General features: G+C 72.8%; 2 protein-coding genes. Both read left to right on the forward strand.

The window, feature by feature from the left end; all coding sequences use genetic code 11:
* Nucleotides 1-107: 107 nt before the first annotated feature.
* On the forward strand, nt 108-1,397 hold the full coding sequence (locus CU254_RS16000) for a serine hydrolase (protein ID WP_199785915.1): 1,290 nt from the start codon (nt 108-110) through the stop codon (nt 1,395-1,397).
* A gap of 76 nt (nt 1,398-1,473) precedes the next feature.
* On the forward strand, nt 1,474-19,026 hold the full coding sequence (locus CU254_RS16005) for a non-ribosomal peptide synthetase (RefSeq protein ID WP_009077408.1): 17,553 nt from the start codon (nt 1,474-1,476) through the stop codon (nt 19,024-19,026).
* The last annotated feature ends 4 nt before the right edge of the window (nt 19,027-19,030 follow it).

Consider the following 19,030-nt stretch of genomic DNA (forward strand, 5'->3'; position numbering starts at 1 on the left):
CGGCGCGGGTCCGGTCTCGATGACGCTCGCGCTCTGCTGGGGCTACTGCCGCGCGGGCAGGGGGCAATTCCCCGGGCGGCTCCTACGAGTATTCGAAAGGCATGGTCATGCACTCCCGGAAAGAAAGTTTCGCCGTCCCGAGACCGCGCCCGGCGCCTGGGGCCGGCAATGCGGACCGGCTGGCCGCCCTGCTCCCGCGGCTGGCCGTCCGGCACCGGGTGCCGGGAGCGCAGGTCGCGCTCTGGTCCGGCGGCGAGACCGTAATGGTCCAGACCGGCGCCGAGGGCGGCGGAAGGCCGATGCGGCGCGACTCGCGGGTGCCGATCGGGTCGGTCACCAAGGCGGCGACCGCGACGCTGGCGATGATGCTCGTCGCCGACGGCGACCTCGAACTGGACGAGCCGGTGGGCGGGATTCTGGGCGACAGCGGGCTTTCCGCCGCGCTGACCCTGCGCCGGCTGCTGAGCCACACCAGCGGCCTGCCGTCGGACCCCGCCGACGCCGCCGGGTCGTGCCGGAAAGAGGTGCGGGCCGCGGAGTCCGTCTGCGAGCCGGGCGCCGCGTTCTCCTATTCCAACCTCGGCTACGCGCTGGTCGGCCTGCTGATCGAAGAGGTCACCGGGATGCGCTGGCGCGAGGCGGTCGAGTCGATCCTGTTGCGGCCCTTGGAGATCGAGCCGGTTTACGTCGACAGCCCGGGAGTCGCGGCCGGGCACGCGCGCGACGGCGTGCGTCCGCTCGAGCAGGTGCTGCCGCCGATGCTGGACCCGGCGGGCGCGCTCGCGCTGAGCGCCGGGGACCTGGTCGTGTTCGGGCAGGTGCACCTCGGCAAGCCGGGGCTGCTCGACGTCGTCACCGCGAGCGACCTGCACCGGCCGGTGGCGGGGGCGGAACCGTTCGGCCTCGCCGCCGGCTGGGGGCTCGGGCTGGCCTGTTTCGGCGACGAGGAATTCCGCTGGCTCGGCCACGACGGAACGGCCGACGGCACGTCGTGCCACCTGCGGATCGACCAGGCCGGCGCGTGCGTGCTCGCCCTCACCGCCAACGGGGCGGGCGGCGCCGACCTCTGGCACGACCTGGTCGAGGAACTGCCGGAACTCGGCCTCCCGCCGACCCGCGTCCAGGTTGCGAAATCCTGCCCGATTCCCGTGCCGGACGGCGATTTCGGCAGTTATCGCAACGGCTCCCTCGAATACACGATCCGGCCGGACGCGGCCGGCGGCGCGTGCCTCGACGTGGACGGCGACGTCTTCCCCGAGCTGACCCGGTACGCCGACGGCACGTTCACCGTGCGCGATCCGGCGACCGGCCGCGCCACGCCGTGCGGCCGGTTCCGCGGCGAACCCGGCGCGGCGGCCGCCGTCGAAATCGGCGGCCGGCTCGCGCGGCGGTGCTGAGCCCGCCGCCGAGAACTCCCTGTCCCCACCCGCGCCAGGCGGGATCCCTTGGTGTGCCCGGAAGGTAGCGAAAACCATGACCGCCCAAGACATTCCGCCCGAACCGGGCCGTGCGGGCAGCCTGCCCGAGCTGTTCGCCGCCCGGGTGCGACAGACCCCGGACGCGCTCGCCGTGGACGGCGCGGCGACCCGGCTGACGTACGCCGAACTGGCCGGCGAGGCGGGCAGGCTCGCCGCGTGCCTGCTGCGGCTCGGGCTGCGCACGGAAGACCGGGTCGGGGTGCTGGCGGAACGGTCGGCGGGGCTGATCGTCGCCGAGCTGGCCGTGGTCGCCGCGGGCGGGGCGTACGTGCCGCTCGACCGGCGCGCGCCGGACAGCCGGTTGCGGACGCTGCTGGTCGAGGCCGGGGTCACGGTGCTGCTCACCGACGACCCGGTCCGCGCGACCAGGATCCACAGTGGACAGATCGTCGCGCTCGGGCGGGAGCTTCCGGAGGCGGATTTCCCCGCGGTGCCAGTGCATCCGGACAATCTGGCGTATCTCATGCACACCTCCGGTTCGACCGGTTCGCCCAAGGGGGTGGCGGTCCGGCACCGCGACGTCGCCGCGCTCGCGGCGGACCGGAGATTCGCCGGGGACGCGCACCGCCGGGTGCTGCTGCACTCGCCGGCGGCCTTCGACGCCTCCACCTACGAGATGTGGGTGCCGCTGCTGACCGGCGGGACCGTGGTGGTCGCGCCGCCCGGCGACCTCGACGTGGAGAGCCTCCGCGAGGTGCTGTCCCGGCACGACGTGGGCGCGATCTGGCTGACGGCGGGCCTCTTCCGGGTCGTCGCGCAGGAAGCGCCGGACTGTTTCCAGTGCGTGCGAGAGGTCTGGACCGGCGGCGACGTCGTCCCGGCCGGAGCGGTGCGCCGCGTGCTGCGCGCGTGCCCGGACGTCACGGTCGTCGACGGGTACGGCCCGACCGAGACCACGACCTTCATGACGGCCCACGCGGTGCGGTCGGCGGACGTGCGGGCGGTGCCGATCGGCCGCCCGCTGGACGACGTGCGCGCGTACGTCCTGGACGACGCGCTGGATCCGGTCGCTCCCGGCGAATCCGGCGAACTGCACCTGGCCGGCGCGGGGCTGGCGCGCGGGTACTGGGCGCGTCCCGGGGCGACGGCGGAGAAGTTCGTCGCCGATCCCGGCGTGCCCGGCGAGCGGATGTACCGCACCGGCGACGTGGTCCGCTGGAACGACGAGGGCGAACTGGAATTCCTCGGCCGCACCGACGATCAGGTCAAGATCCGCGGCTTCCGGGTGGAACTCGGCGAAATCGAGGGCGTGCTCGCCGCGGACGACACCGTCGCCGAGGCGGTGGTCGTCGCGCGCGAGGACGGTCCGGGGACGAAGCGCCTGGTCGGCTACGTCGTGCTGGTGCCGGGCGCGCCGCGGAAAGACCTGAAAGCCGCGGTCGCGGCGGTGCTGCCGGGTTACCAGGTGCCGTCGGCGATCGTCGTGCTGGACGAGCTTCCGTTGAGCGCCAACGGAAAAGTGGACCGGAAGGCACTGCCCGCACCGTCGGCGGAACCGGAGGGCGGCGCGCCGAGAACCGGCGCCGAACGCGCGGTCGCCGAGATCGTCGCGGAAGTGCTGGGCCTGGACCGCGTCGGCGTCGAGGACGATTTCTTCGCGCTGGGCGGCGATTCGATCCTGGCCGTGCAGGCATTGTCCCGGTTGCGGCGCACGCTCGGCGCGGATCTCTCGGCGCGGGCGCTGTTCGACGCGCCCAGCGTGGCGCGACTCGCGCGGCTGCTGGAAAACGGCCCGCGAGCCGACCAGGCGATCCCGGTCGAGCCGCCGCGGGACCTGCTTCCGCTGTCCCCGGCGCAGCGGCGGTTGTGGCTGCTCGACGAGATGACCGGCGGCAGCGCCGAGTACAACACCGGCGTCGGGATCCGCCTGTCCGGCCCGCTCGGCCTCGAAAAGCTGCACGGCGCGCTGGCCTCTCTGTGCGTCCGGCACGAATCGCTGCGCACGACGTTCGATTCCGTTGCGGGACAAGGCATGCAGCGGATCGCGCCCACCGGGGAAATCCCCGTCAGCATAGCGGATTCCGCCCCGGACGACGAGACGCTGAAGGCGGAACTGCGCAGGCCGTTCGACCTCCGGACGGGCCCGCTGACCCGGGCCGTCCTGTTCTCGCTGGGCCCGGACGAGCACCTGCTTCTGCTGTGCCAGCACCACATCGTCACCGACGGCCGGTCGATCGCCGTGCTCACCGGCGAACTCCTCGACCTCTACGGCGGCGCGGCCCTGCCGCCGCTGCCGCTCGGCTACCAGGACTACACCCGGTGGCGGCTCGCGTCCGAACGCCTCGACCAGCTCGGCTACTGGCGCGAGACCCTCGACGGCCTCGAACCCCTCGCGCTGCCGACCGACCGCCCGCGACCCGCGCAGCGCGCCACCGAAGGCGCGGTGCACCGGCACGACCTGCCCGCCGGCCTGGTCCGCCGGGTCGCCGAAGCGGGCCGGGAGCGGGGCGCGACGTTGTTCATGACCCTGACCGCGGCCGTGCAGGTCGTCCTGGCCGCCTACAGCGGGCAGCGGGACCTCGCGGTCGGCACGGCGGTGTCCGGACGCGACCGGGCCGAACTCGAGCAGCTGACCGGGTTCTTCGTCAACACTCTCGTGCTGCGGTCCGCAGTGGACGGTGCGCAGCCGTTCGAGCGTTTCCTGACGGACTTCCGCGAGACCGTGCTGGCCGCGTTCGCGCACGGGGACGTCCCGTTCGACCGCGTCGTGGAGGAAGTGCAGCCGGAACGCGACCCGTCGCGGACGCCGCTGGTGCAGGCCGTCGTCGTCCTGCAGCGACCGCTGGTGGCGGACCGCACGGTCGCCGGGCTGCGGGTAAGCGAGTACGCCCTGCCGCGGCCCTCGGCGCGCTTCGATCTCGTGGTCGAGTTCTGGCCGCAACCCGATGGCCTGCGCGTCACCGTCGAGTACGCCACCGCGCTTTTCGACGCCGCCACTATCGAACGGCTCACGCAGAGCCTCGAAGTCCTGCTCACCGGGATCGCCGAGGACCCGGCGCGACGAGTGGGCGACCTCCCGCTGCTCACGGCCGAGGACCGTCGGTTCCTTCTCCCGAGCCAACGCGACAACACGCCCGCCGAAACGGTGCCCGCGCGGTTCGACCAGTGCGTCGAGCAACGACCGGACGACACGGCGGTGATATCCGGCGACCTCCGCCTGACCTACCCGGAACTGCAGTCCCGGGCGAACGGCCTCGCACAGCACCTGGTCCGGCAGGGCGTCCGTCCGGAGGACCGCGTCGGCGTGCTGATGGACCGCTCGGCCGATCTCGTCGTGGCCGTGCTGGCGATCCTCAAGGCTGGCGGCGCGTACCTCCCGCTGGACCTGCGCGCCCCGGCCGACCGTATGCGCCGCGTCCTCGACGGCGTGGAGCTGGTGCTCACCGACGAGAACTGGCACGACACCGCCACAACCGTCCACAAGGGAACGACCCGGCTCGTGGCGGACTTCGACGAACCCGCTCCGGAAATCCCGCTGAGCGCCCAAAACCTGGCCTACGTCGAGTACACCTCGGGTTCTACCGGCGTCCCGAAGGGCGTGGCGGTGCGCCACGCGGACGTCACCGCCCTCGCGACCGACCCGCGCTTCACCGGCCACGAACGCGTCCTGCTGCATTCCCCGCTGGCCTTCGACGCCTCGACCTACGAACTGTGGGTCCCGCTGCTCAACGGCGGCACCGTGATCGTCGCGCCGCCTGGTGACCTGGACGCCGACGCGATCCAGCGGCTGGTCGCGAAGCACGACATCACCGCGCTCTGGCTGACCGCGGGCCTCTTCCGCCTCTTCGCCGAGGAAAGCCCGGAGTGCTTCGCCGGACTCCGCGAGGTCTGGACCGGCGGCGACGTCGTGCCGCCGCCCGCCGTCCGCCGGGTCCTCGACACCTGCCCGGGGATCGCGGTCGTGGACGGCTACGGCCCGACCGAGACCACCACCTTCGCCACCTCGTTCCGGATGTCGGCGGAGGTCCCCGACGTCATCCCGATCGGCACGCCGCTGCGGGACGTCCAGATCCACGTCGTCGACGACCGGTTCCGGCTGCTGCCGCGCGGCGCGGCCGGCGAGGTCTGCATCGCCGGAGCCGGGCTCGCGCGCGGGTACTTCGGCCAGCCCGGCCTGACCGCGGAGCGGTTCGTCGCCGACCCGTTCGGCGCGCCCGGGACCCGGATGTACCGCACCGGCGACCGGGGGCGGTGGCGCGCCGACGGAACGCTCGAATTCCTCGGCCGCGTGGACGACCAGGTCAAGATCCGCGGCTTCCGGGTCGAACCGGCCGAGATCGAACGCGCGCTGGCCGCCGAAGAAGGCGTGGCGCAGGCGTTCGTGACGACCCGGACGACCGGCGGACGCAAGCAGCTGGTCGGGTATGTGGTCCCGGCGGACGTCGACCCCGAGGCCCTCCGCCGGGCGATCGGCCGCACGCTCCCGGACTACCTGGTGCCGTCGGCGCTCGTCCCGTTGGCCGAGCTGCCCCTGACCGCCAACGGCAAGGTCGACCGCCGCGCGCTGCCGGAGCCGCAGGTTGCCAGCGAGCGGACGGTGGCCCCGCGTACCGAACGGGAGGCCGTGCTCGCCGGGATCTGGGCGGACGTGCTCGGCGTCGAGCGCGTCGGTGTGGACGACAACTTCTTCGCCCTCGGCGGCGATTCGATCCTGAGCATCCAGGTGAGCGCCCGGGCCCGGCAGGCCGGGCTCAGCGTGACGACCGCCGATCTGTTCCGCCACCAGACCATCGCCGCGCTCGCCCCGAACCTCAGCGAGGCTGCCGCGATCCCGGCGCGCGGCCCGGAGAGCGGCGACGTCGTCCTGACTCCGATCCAGCACTGGTACTTCGGCCTGGGCGCGGACCGCTTCGACCAGACGATCGCCGTCGAACTGCCCGCGGACGTCGACTTGACCGCGTTGATCCGCGCGCTGGCCGCGTTGTCCGAGCAGCACGACGCGCTGCGGATGCGGTTCAGCCGCGACCGCGAGGCTTGGCACCAGCACAACGCTCCCGTCGGCGAAGGCCACACGCAGCTGCGATGGTCGCTGACCGGCGAACCGCGGACCTTGCACCTGGCCGCGCACCACCTGGTGGTCGACGGCGTGTCGTGGCGGCTCCTGCTCGAAGACCTCGACCGCGCGTACCAGCAGGCGGTGCGGGAGGAACCGATCGACCTCGGCCCGCGGACGACGTCCTTCCGCGAGTGGGCGGCGAAGCTGGCCGAGCACGCGGCGGCGGGCGACTTCGACGACGAACTCGCGCACTGGTGGGAACTGCCCGCGCCCGTCCCGCTCCCGTGCGACGGCACGGCGGAGAACACGTTCGGCCGCGCCCGCGTCGTCACCGCCCGGCTCACCGCGGACGAGACGCACGCGTTGCTGCGCGAGGTCCCGCAGGCGTACCGGACGCAGGTCAACGACGTGCTGCTGGCCGCGCTGGGCCGGGTGCTGGGGGATTGGACCGGGCACCAGCCGGTCGTCGACCTCGAAGGGCACGGCCGCGAGGAACTGTTCGACGGGGTCGACCTGTCGCGGACGGTCGGCTGGTTCACCAGCATCTTCCCGGTCGTGCTGGACGTTCCGGACGGCTGGGGCGCGGCGCTGAAGGCAGTCAAGGAGCAACTGCGCGCGGTTCCGCGCCGGGGGATCGGTTATGGCGCGCTGCGGTATCTCGCCGGGACGGCCCCGGTGATCGAACCTCAGGTGAGCTTCAACTACCTCGGCCAGTTCGACCTGCCCGGCGATCTGACCTTGCACCGGGAACTCGCGCTGGACGTCTCTCCGGACACCGTCCGTCCGCACCTGCTGGAGGTCGTCGGCCGGGTCGAGGGCGGCGAGCTGGAACTGGCGTGGCATTACGCCGAAGGCGTCCACGAGAAGTCCACTGTGGACCGCCTGGCCGCGGCGATGGCCGAGGCGCTGCGCGAGATCGTCCGGCATTGCGCCGAGCCGGACGCGGGCGGCCGGACGCCGTCGGACTTCCCGCTCGCCGGACTCGATCAATCCACAGTGGACCGACTGGTCGGCGACGGCCGCGACGTCGAGGACATCTACCCGCTGACGCCGATGCAGGCCGGGATGGTGTTCCACGACCTGGCCCAGCCGGGCGACCGGGTCTACTTCGAACAGGTCTCGTTCACTGTGGACGACGTGCCGGAGCCGCACCGGCTCGGCGAGGCCTGGCGGCGGATCGTCGAGCGGACCCCCATTCTGCGCAGCCGAATCGTGTGGGACGGCGTGCCACAGCCGCTGCAGGTCGTGCACCGCGCGATAGATCTTCCAGTGTCCTATCTGGACTGGTCCGCTGTAGACCCGGAAAAAGCCCTAGCAAATCTACTGGAACAGGACCTGGCGGAAGGGTTCGACCTCGCGCAGGCTCCGCTCGCGCGGCTCGCCATCGCGAAGGAGTCCGCCACGACAGTGCGGGTGCTCTGGACCTTCCACCACGTCCTGCTCGACGGCTGGAGCGTCTTCGGCATCCTCTCCGACGTCGTCGCCCTGCTGCGCGGCGAAGAACCGCCCGTCCGGCCGCCGTTCCGCGACTACGCGGCCTGGCTCGCCGCGCAAGACGACGAGCGCGCCGAGGAGCATTGGCGGGCCGAACTCGCCGGGGTGACGCCGACGCCGTTGCCCCTCGAACGTCCCGCCGTCCGCACACACACCTCCAGTTCGACCGGCCGGGTCCCGGTGGAACTGGACGACGAGACGTCCGCCGCGGTGTACGCCTTCGCGCGGCGGCACCGGCTGACCGTCAACACCGTCGTCCAAGGCGCGTGGGCCGCGTTGCTGGCGCGCTACAGCGGGGAAACCGAGGTGTGCTTCGGCGCGACGGTGTCCGGCCGTCCGGCGGAATTGCCCGGCGCGGACGACATTCCCGGCATCTTCATCAACACGCTGCCGGTACGCGTCCGGCTCGACGGCACGCGCGCGGTCTCGGAGTGGCTGCGCGATCTTCAAGCAGCGCAAGCGGAATCGCGCCGGTTCGGGCACGTCGGCCTGACGAAGCTGCAGGCGTGGAGCGGCGGCGGGAGCCTGTTCGACAGCATCGTCGTCTTCGAGAACTACCCGATCGACGAGGTGTCCGAGCTGCGGGACGTCCGCGCGGCCGAGCGCACGAGCTACCCGCTGGGCGTCGTCGCCTACCCCGGGCGCCGGTTGTCGATGATTCTCACGCACGACCCGGCGCGGATCGGCGACCCGGCGGCGGCACGGCTCGCGAAGCACCTCGAAGCGCTGGTCCGGGGCATGGTCGCGGCCCCGCACGAGCCGGTGTCCCGCGTGCCGATGTTGTCCGAGACCGAGATCGAGCAGCTGCTCGCCGAACGGAACGAGACCGCGCGCCCGCTCCCGGCCAAGGCGGTGCCGGAGCTGTTCGAGGCGCAAGCCCGCCGCACGCCGGACGCCGTCGCGCTGGTGACGGACGACGAGCAGATCACCTACCGGGAACTCGACGTCCGCGCGAACCGGCTGGCCCATCGGCTGCTCGCGGCGGGCGTGCGGGCCGAGGACCGGGTCGCGGTCCTGATGAACCGCTCGCCGGAACTGGTCGTCGCGGAACTCGCGATCGTCAAGGCCGGCGGCGCCTACCTGCCGCTGGACCTGCGCGCTCCGGCCGACCGGCTGCGCCTGCTCTTGCAGGAGGCGGAAGCGGCCGTACTGATCGCCGACGCCGCGTGGCTGGCGACCGCCGAGGAGGTCCACTCCGGGACCATCCTCACCGGCGAGCGCAGTGCGCCGGACACACCGCCCGGCGTCCGCGTCGATCCCGAACAACTCGCCTACGTCATCTACACGTCGGGGTCGACCGGCCGTCCGAAGGGCGTTTCGGCGCGGCATTGCGACGTCGTGGCCCTCACGATCGACCAGCGATTCGCGCGGCACGACCGGATTCTGCTGCACTCGCAACAGGCCTTCGACGCCGCGACCTACGAGCTGTGGGTTCCGCTGCTCAACGGCGGCGCCGTCGTGCTGGCCCCGCCGGGAGACGTGGACGTCGAGACGCTCGGCCGCTCGCTCACGACCCACGGCGTGACCGGCGCGTTCCTGACCACCGGCCTGTTCCGCCTGGTCGCGCAGGAATCGCCGGAGGTCTTCGCGGGCGTGCGGGAAGTCTGGACCGGCGGCGACGCCGTCCCCGCGGCCGCGCTGCGCCGCGTCCAGGCGGCCTGCCCGGACACCCTGGTTGCCGACGTCTACGGCCCGACCGAAACCACGACGTTCGCGACCGTGCACCCGCTGCCCGGCGAGATCCCGGACGTCGTCCCGATCGGCGGGCCGCTCGACCACACCCGCGCGTACGTCCTCGACGCCGATCTCCGGCTCGTCCCGCCCGGCGCGCCCGGCGAACTGCACCTCGCCGGCGCGGGACTGGCGCGCGGCTACCTCGGCCGGCCCGGGCTGACCGCCGACCGGTTCGTCGCGGATCCGTTCGGGCCGCCGGGGGAGCGGATGTACCGCACCGGCGACCTGGTGCGCTGGAACGACGACGGCGCGCTCGAATTCGTCGGCCGGGCGGACGAGCAGGTCAAGATCCGCGGGTTCCGGGTCGAGCCGAGCGAAATCGAGGCCGCGCTCGGCGAGCATCCCGGCGTCGAGCAGGCCGCCGTGCTGGCCCGCGAGGACGGCGGCGTGAAGCGGCTGGTCGCCTACGTGGTCGGCGAAACCGCCGGCCTGGCGGAATTCCTCGGCCGGACGCTGCCGGACTACCTGGTGCCCGCGGCGTTCGTCCGGCTGGAGCGCTTCCCGGTGAACGTCAACGGGAAACTCGACCGGCAGGCGTTGCCCACCCCCGAGTTCGGCGCTCGGGACCACGTCGCACCGCGCACCGAGCGCGAACGCACCATCGCCGAGATCTGGGCCGACGTGCTCAGCGTCGAACGCGTCGGCGCGACGGACGACTTCTTCGAGCTGGGCGGCGACTCGATCCTGAGCATGCAGGTTGTCTCCCGCGCCCGCCGGGCCGGACTGGAGCTGCAGCCGGGCGACCTGTTCGCGCACCGCACCCCGGCCGCGCTCGCCGCGGCGGCTCGCACCGCGACGACGGCCGTCGAACGCGGCCCGGTCCACGGCCCGGTGCCGCTCACCCCGATCCAGCGCTGGTTCTTCGCGACGCAAACCGCCGAACCGGACCACTTCCACCAGTTCGTCCGCTTGGGAACGCTCGACCCGGACGCGGCGAACGCGGCCGTCGAGGCGCTGCTGGCCCACCACGACGCGCTCCGGATGCGCTTCGCCCGCGGCGAGACGCACTGGCTCCAGGAGAACGGCCCGGTCGGTGCCGAAGCGCCGCTGGTCCGGTTCGAGCACGACCGGCTGTCCGTGCATCACCTCGTGGTCGACGGCGTCTCGTGGCGCGTGCTCCTCGAGGACTTCGAGCGCGCATATGACCAGGCACGGCAGGGCAAACCGATCGACCTCGGACCGCGCACGACGTCCTTCCGCGACTGGGCGATCCGGCTCTCCGAACACACTGCCGCGGGCGGCTTCGACGACGAACTCGGCTACTGGCGCGGCGTGTCCGGCCGGACCACGGTGCCGGTCGACGGGCGAGGCGACGCGACCGTCGCATCGATGCGCTCGGTGACCGTCCGGCTGTCCGCCACAGAGACGGCGGCGCTGCTGCGAGACGTCCCGAAGGTCTACCGCACGCAGGTCAACGACGTGCTGCTCACCGCCCTCGGCCGGGTCCTGCGCGACTGGACCGGCGGGACCGCCGTGGTCGACCTGGAAGGCCACGGCCGCGAGGAGCTGTTCGAGGACGCCGACCTGTCCCGGACGGTCGGCTGGTTCACCACCGTCTTCCCGGTGGCGCTGGACGTCCCGGACGACTGGGGCGCGGCGCTCAAGTCCGTCAAGGAGCAACTCCGCGCGGTGCCGCGGCGCGGGATCGGCTACGGCGCGCTGCGGTATCTGGCTGGCACCGCGCCGGAGATCGACCCGCAGGTGAGCTTCAACTACCTCGGCCAGTTCGGCTCCGGCCGGCTCGAATCCGACGAAAGCCCTCGTTCGGCTCGCGCGCACCTGCTCGACGTCGTCGGCCGCGTCGAGACCGGCGAACTGGAATTGACCTGGTACTACGCCGAAGGCGTGCACACCCGGTCCACTGTGGACACGTTGGCGGCCGCGATGACGACCGCGCTGCGCGAGATCATCCGGCACTGCGCCGACCCGGCGGCGGGCGGCCGGACGCCGTCGGACTTCCCGCTGGCCGCCCTCGATCAGTCCACTGTGGACGAACTGGTCGGCGACGGCCGCGAGGTCGAGGACGTCTACCCGCTGACGCCGATGCAGTCCGGGATGGTGTTCCACGCGCTGTCCCAGCCCGGCGAGCGCGTCTACTTCCAGCAGGTCGGGTTCGTGCTCGACGGCGTCGAGGAGCTGGCCGCGCTGGAACGGGCGTGGCAGCGGGTCGTCGACCGGACGCCGGTGCTGCGGACGCGGATCGCCTGGGAGGGCGTGCCCGAACCGGTCCAGGTCGTGCGGCGGCGGGTCCCGGTTCCGATCGCCCGGCACGACTGGCGCGACCGGACCCCGGACGAACGCGACCGGGCGTGGCAGGACCTGCTCGCCGCGGACCGGGCGCGCGGGCTCGATCTCACCGAAATGCCGTTGCTGCGCCTGGCTTTCGCCCGGCTGTCGGACACCGAGGTCCGCGTGCTGTGGACGTTCCATCACGTCCTCCTCGACGGCTGGAGCGTCTTCGGCGTGCTGTCCGACGTCTTCGCCGCCTACTCCGGCACTGAGCCGCCTGAGCGACCGCCGTTCCGCGACTACGTCGCCTGGCTGGACCGGCAGGACGACGCGGCCGCCGAAGAGCACTGGCGGCGCGAACTCGGCAGCCTCGTCGCGCCCGCCCGGCTGCCCTACGACCGGGCTCCCGCGCAGGCGCACACGACCCGGTCGTCGGAATGGCTGCGCGTGCCGGTCGAAAACTCGGCACGGCTGCGCGATTTCGCCCGCCGGGCCGGTCTCACGCTCAACACCGTTCTGCAGGGCGCGTGGGCGCTCGTGCTGGCGCGGCTCAGCGGCGAGCGCGACGTCTGCTTCGGCACCACGGTCTCCGGCCGTCCGGTCGACCTGCCCGGCGCGGACGACATCACCGGCATCTTCATCAACACCCTGCCCGTGCGGACCACCGTGACCGGGGCCGACGTGACCGAATGGCTGGCCGGACTGCAGGCCGCGCAGGTCGAATCCCGCCGCTACGGCCACCTGCCGCTGACCAAGCTGCAGGCCTGGAGCGGGTGCGGCGGAAGCCTTTTCGACAGCATCGTGGTGTTCGAGAACTATCCGATCGACAAGGCGTCGACGCGCGGACTGCGGCTGCGCGACGTCGATGCGGCCGAGACGACGAACTACCCGATCAGCGTCGTCGCGTCGCCGGGGGAGCAGCTCACCCTGGACGTCGGCTACGACCCCGGCCTGTTCGACGCCGGCACCGCGGAGCGGATCACCCGGCAGCTCCTCGCCGTGCTCGACGCGTTCAGCGCGGGCCCGGGATCGCTGGAAGACATCGACCTCCTCACCGAAGCGGAACGCCACCGGGTGCTGGTCGAGTGGAACGACACCGCCCAGCCGCTCCCGTCGGAGGACCTGACCGAACTGTTCGCCGCGCACGTCCGGCGCGCGCCGGAAGCGGTCGCGGTGGCGGGCGACGGGATCTGCCTGACCTACGCGGAACTGGACCGGCGATCCGATCGGCTCGCGCGGTACCTGGTCTCGCTCGGGGCGGGGCCGGAAACGCTCGTCGGCGTGCTGATGGACCGCTCGCCGGGATTGGTCGTCGCCGAGCTGGCGATCGTCAAGGCCGGTGCGGCGTACCTGCCGCTCGACACCCGCGCCCCGGCGCCGAGGCTCAAAATCCTCCTTGCCGGCGTGAAGATCCTGGTCACCGACGACTCCTGGCGTGCTACCGCGGCAAAAGTCCACAGTGGACCCACGGTGGTGCCCGGCGAGCAGACCGCGGCCGGGCACCTCCCGCAGGCGGACCCGGCCAACCTGGCGTACGTCATGTACACCTCCGGCTCGACCGGGAAGCCGAAGGGCGTCGCACCCACCCGCCGGGACATCGTGGCGCTCGCGGCGGACCGACGGTTCGCCGGGCATCGGAGGGTGCTGCTGCACGCGTCGCAAGCCTTCGACGCCTCGACGTACGAACTTTGGGTGCCGCTGCTCAACGGCGGCACGGTCGTCGTCGCCCCGCCCGGCGACCTCGATCTCGAAACCATCGGCCGCCTGTTCGCCGAGCACCGGGTCGACGCCGCCTTCCTCACCACCGGGTTGTTCCGGCTGGCCGCGAAGGAAGCCCCGGAGATCTTCCGCGGCCTGCGGGAAGTCTGGACCGGCGGCGACGCGGTCCCGTCGGCCGCGGTGCGGCGGGTGCGGGAAACCTGCCCGGACACGACCGTCGTGGACGTCTACGGCCCGACCGAGACCACGACGTTCGCTTTGGCGCATCCGGTCCTCGGCCCGGTGCCGGACGTCGTGCCGATCGGGAAGCCGCTGGACAACACGCGGGCTTACGTCCTCGGCCCCGACCTGCGGCCGGTGCCGCCGGGCGCGCTCGGCGAACTCCACCTCGCCGGGCCGGGCCTGGCGCGCGGCTACCACGGCGCCCCCGGGCTGACCGCCGAGCGGTTCCTGCCCGACCCGTTCGGACCGCCGGGGGAGCGGATGTACCGCACTGGCGACCTCGTCCGCTGGACCGCGCGAGGCGAACTGGACTTCGCCGGCCGCGTGGACGAGCAGGTCAAGATCCGCGGCTTCCGGATCGAACCCGGCGAGGTCGAGGCCGCGCTGGCGGCGCACCCGGGCATCTCCCAGGCCGCCGTGCTGGCCCGCGAGGACCACGGCGTCAAACGGCTCGTCGCCTACTACACCGGCGACGCCGACGAACTGCCCGCGTTCCTCGGCCGGACCCTGCCGGACTACATGGTCCCGGCCGCGTTCGTCCGGCTCGACCGCTTGCCGTTGACCGGCAACGGAAAACTCGACCGGCACGCCCTGCCCGCCCCGGACTTCGCCGCGACCGGCGCCCGCACGGCCCCGACGACCGAAGCCGAACGGGTGCTGGCCGGGATCTGGTCGGAGGTGCTGGGCGTCGAGGAGATCGGGGCCGAGGCGAACTTCTTCGAACTCGGCGGCGACTCGATCCTCAGCATCCAGGTCGTGTCCCGGGCTCGCCGGGCCGGGCTGGCCCTGTTGCCGCACGAGGTGTTCCGGCATCCGACGCTGGCCGCCCTGGCCGCACACGCCGGGGGAGACCGCGGGCCGCAGGCCGAGCAAGGACCCGTCGTGGGCGAAGCACCGCTCACGCCGATCCAGCGGTGGTACTTCGAAACCCAGCCGGAGCGGTTCGACCAGCGGGTCGTCCTGGAATTCGCCGAGGACGTCGACGAGACAGCGTTGCGTCGCGCCCTCGAAACAGTCTGGGCACACCACGACGCCCTGCGCCTGCGGTTCGGCCAAACCCAGCACAGCCGCCCGGCCGGTCCGGTGGAACTGCTCGTCGGCGAGCCCTCGTTCGACGTCAAACACGGCCCGCTGCTGCAGGCGGTCCTCGACGGGCGGCGGCTGCTGCTGGCCGCGCACCACCTGGTCATCGACGGTGTTTCATGGCGGATTCTCTTGGAGGACCTGGAAACCGCCTACCGCGGCGAGGACCTCGAACCGAAGACGACGTCGTTCCTCGCCTGGGCCCGGCGGCTCGCCGAACACGCCGAGGCAGGCGGTTTCGACGACGAACTCGCCCACTGGCAGTCCCTCCCGCCGGTGCCCCCGGGCGAGCCGGGCCGCATCGCCGACACCCGCGAGGTCACCGTCCGCCTCACCGCCGAGGAAACGCGGGCGCTGCTGCAGGACGTCCCCGAGGTCTACCGGACGCAGGTCAACGACGTGCTGCTGACCGCGCTCGGCCGCGTCCTGCGGGACTGGACCGGCGAAACCCCAGTGGTCGACCTCGAAGGCCACGGCCGCGAGGCGCTGTTCGAGGGCGTCGACCTGTCGCGGACGGTCGGCTGGTTCACCAGCATGTTCCCGGTCGCGCTGGACGTCCCGGACGAATGGGGTCCCGCGCTGAAGTCCGTCAAGGAACAGCTGCGCGCCATCCCGCGGCGGGGCATCGGGTACGGCGCATTGCGCTACCTGACCGGCACGGCCCCGGCGATCGACCCGCAGGTGAGCTTCAACTACCTCGGCCAGTTCAGCGCGGCCGAAGGCGGGCTGTTCCGCGTCGGCAGCCTGGACGCCGACGTCGATCCGGACGCGCCCCGCACCCACGTGCTCGACGTCGTCGGCCGGGTCGAAGCGGGCGTGCTGGAACTGACCTGGTCCCACGCCACCGCCGGGGACACCGTCGAAACCCTGGCCGAGCAGATGCTGACGGCGCTGCGGGAAATCATCGCGCACTGCGCCGAACCGGGCGCGGGCGGACGCACCCCGTCCGACTTCCCGCTCGCCGCGCTCGACCAGGCGGCAGTGGACCAGCTGGTCGAGGGCCGGGACGTCGAGGACATCTACCCGCTGACGCCGATGCAGGGCGGGATGGTCTTCCACGGCCTGTCGCAGACCGCGCAGGGCATGTACTTCGAGCAGGCCACCTTCGTGCTCGAAGGCGTCACCGATCCGCAGCGGCTCGGCCGCGCGTGGCAGCAGGTGGTCGACCGGACGCCGGTCCTGCGCACGTCGTTCGTCTGGGCCGGCGTGGACGAGCCGGTCCAGGTCGTGCACCGCGGAGCCGAGCTGCCGGTCCGGCACCTCGACTGGACCGATCTGGACCCCCACGACGCGGAGCTGGCGCGGCTGCTCGCCGAAGACCGTGCGCAGGGCCTCGACCTGGCCGTCGCGCCGCTGGCCCGGATCACGCTCGCCCGGCTGTCCGGCACGGAAGTCCTGGTGCTGTGGACGTTCCACCACGTCCTCCTCGACGGCTGGAGCGTCTTCCAGGTGCTCTCGGACGTCTGCACCGCCTACGCCGGGCAGCCGCTGCCGTCGCGGCCGCCGTTCCGCGACTACCTCGCCTGGCTCGGCGAGCACGACCAAGCCGCCGCCGAGGAATTCTGGCGGACCGCGCTCGCCGGGATCGAGGGTCCGACGCAGCTGCCGAGCGACCGGACCCCGCCGTCCGGCCACGCCCCGTGCTCGGCCGAATGGCTGCCCGTCCGCCTGGACCGGCCCGCCACCGCCCGGCTGGACGCGTTCGTCAAACGGCACGGCCTGACGCACAACGTCGTGCTGCAGGGAGCGTGGGCACTGCTGTTGTCGGTCTACAGTGGACAGAACGACGTCGTGTTCGGGGCGACCGCCTCCGGACGTCCGGCCGAAGTGCCGGGAGTGGACGACATTCCCGGCATCTTCATCAACACCCTGCCGGTCCGGGTGGCGATGGACCGCGGCGCTCCGGTCGCGGACTGGCTCGCCCGGTTGCAAGCGGCGCAGGCCGAAGCGCGCGGGCACGGGCAGGTCCCGCTGGCGCGCGTCCAGGGCTGGGCGGGCCTGCCCGGCGGGGTGCACCTGTGCGACAGCCTGGTGGTGTTCGAGAACTACCCGATCACCGGCGCGGCGGCGGGGCACGGCCTGACCGTGCGGGACCTGTCGGCCCGGGAGACGACGAACTTCCCGATCACCGTGGTCGCCTCGCCCGGTTCGGAACTGACCGTGGACGTCGGCTACGACCCGGCGCTCTTCGACCCCGCGACGGTGTCCGGTCTCGCGGCCCGGCTGCTGGAAATCCTCAGCGGCCTGACCGCGGACGGCGACCGGACGCTCGGCGCCGTCCCGGTGATGACCGCGGCCGAGACCCAGCTCCTCGCCGAACGGGCGGACCCCGGCGGCGCACCGGAGCCCCGGTCGCTGCCGGAGCTGTTCGCCGAGCAGGTCCGAGTCCGGCCCAACGCGCTCGCGGCCGTCCTCGGCGGCGAACCGGTCACCTACGCCGAGCTGAACCGGCGGGCCAACCGTCTCGCGAACCGGCTGGCCGGACTCGGGCTGCGGCCGGAGGAACCGGTCGGGCTCGCGGTGGACCACGCCGCCGCGGCGGTCGCCGAACTCGCCGTGGCGAAGGCGGGCGGCGCGTATCTGCCGATCGACCCGCGCGCTCCGCTCGAACGGCAGCGCGTGCTGCTCGAAGGGGTCCGGTTCATCGTTGCCGCGGAGGAACATCCGCTCGGACAGACCGTTCTGCTGTCCTCTGTGGACGATGAGCCGGACGGCGAGCCGAACGTGGCGGTCGACCCGGATCAGGCGGCCTGCGTGATGTACACGTCCGGCTCCTCCGGGGTGCCGAAGGGCGTGGTGGTGCGTCATCGCGACATCGCGGCGCTGGCCGCCGACCACCGGTTCCGCGGCGGGGCGCACGAACGGGTCCTGCTGCATTCGCCGCTCGCGTTCGACGCCTCGACCTACGAGCTGTGGGTCCCGCTGCTGACCGGCGGCTGGGTCGTCACCAGCCCGGACCCCGGCCTCGACGCGCCGCTGCTGCGCGATCTCGTCCGCGAGCACGGCCTGACCGCGGTCTGGGTCACCGCCGGGCTGTTCCGGGTCCTCGCGCAGGAAACGCCGGAATGCTTCGCCGGCTTGCGCGAGGTCTGGACCGGCGGCGACGTCGTCGCGGCCGAGGCCGTGCGGCGGGTCCTCGCCGCATGTCCCGGGCTGCGGGTCGTCGACGGCTACGGCCCGACCGAGACGACGGTGTTCGCCACCGCTTACCCGATGGACGCGCCGCCGCCGGACCGGATCCCGATCGGCCGCCCGCTGGACGGCACCCGCGTCCGGGTGCTCGACGCGGACCTCCGCCCGGTGCCGCCGGGCGTGCCCGGCGAACTGTGCCTCGCCGGAGCGGGCCTCGCCCGCGGCTACCGCGACCGGCCGGGGTTGACCGCGGACCGGTTCGTCGCCGACCCCGAGGGCCCGCCGGGGGAGCGGATGTACCGCACCGGCGACCTCGTCCGCTGGCGGCCGGACGGCACGCTGGAATTCCTCGGCCGCCGCGACGACCAGGTCAAACTGCGCGGGTTCCGGGTCGAGCCGGGCGAGGTCGAGGCCGTGCTCGCCCGGCATCCGGACGTGGCGCAGGCCGCGGTGCTCGTCCGGGAGGACCAGCCCGGCGTCAAGCAGCTGGTCGCCTATGTCGTGTCCGCGGCCGAAGAAAGCGTGCTCAGGGAGTTCCTGGCCCGGTCCCTGCCGGACTACCTGGTGCCGTCGCGGTTCGTCGCGCTCGACCGGCTTCCGGTGAGCGGCAACGGAAAACTCGACCGGCGTGCGCTGCCCGCGCCGCGGGCGGCGGAGACCGGGCACGTCGAACCGGAGACGGAGACCGAGCGCGCGCTCGCCCGGATCTGGGCCGAGGTGCTCGGCGCGGACCGGGTCGGCACGCACGACAATTTCTTCTCCCTCGGCGGCGATTCGCTGCGCAGCCTGCACATCTCCGCCCAAGCCAGCGCGCTCTTCGACGTCCGGCTGACCCCGGCCGACGTGATGGCCGCGCGCACCGTCGCGGCGCTGGCCGAAACCGTCGAAGACCTCGTGCTGAGCGAGCTGGAACGGCTTGCCGCAGAACTGGAATCGTGAGGAC

The organism is Amycolatopsis sp. AA4, assembly GCF_002796545.1.
GTDB lineage: Bacteria > Actinomycetota > Actinomycetes > Mycobacteriales > Pseudonocardiaceae > Amycolatopsis.

What these genes read in the sequence shown, in the direction of transcription:
- CU254_RS16000 (WP_199785915.1), top strand. Translation starts at nt 108, where the DNA reads ATGCACTCCCGGAAAGAAAGTTTCGCCGTCCCGAGACCGCGCCCGGCG.
- CU254_RS16005 (WP_009077408.1), top strand. Translation starts at nt 1,474, where the DNA reads ATGACCGCCCAAGACATTCCGCCCGAACCGGGCCGTGCGGGCAGCCTG.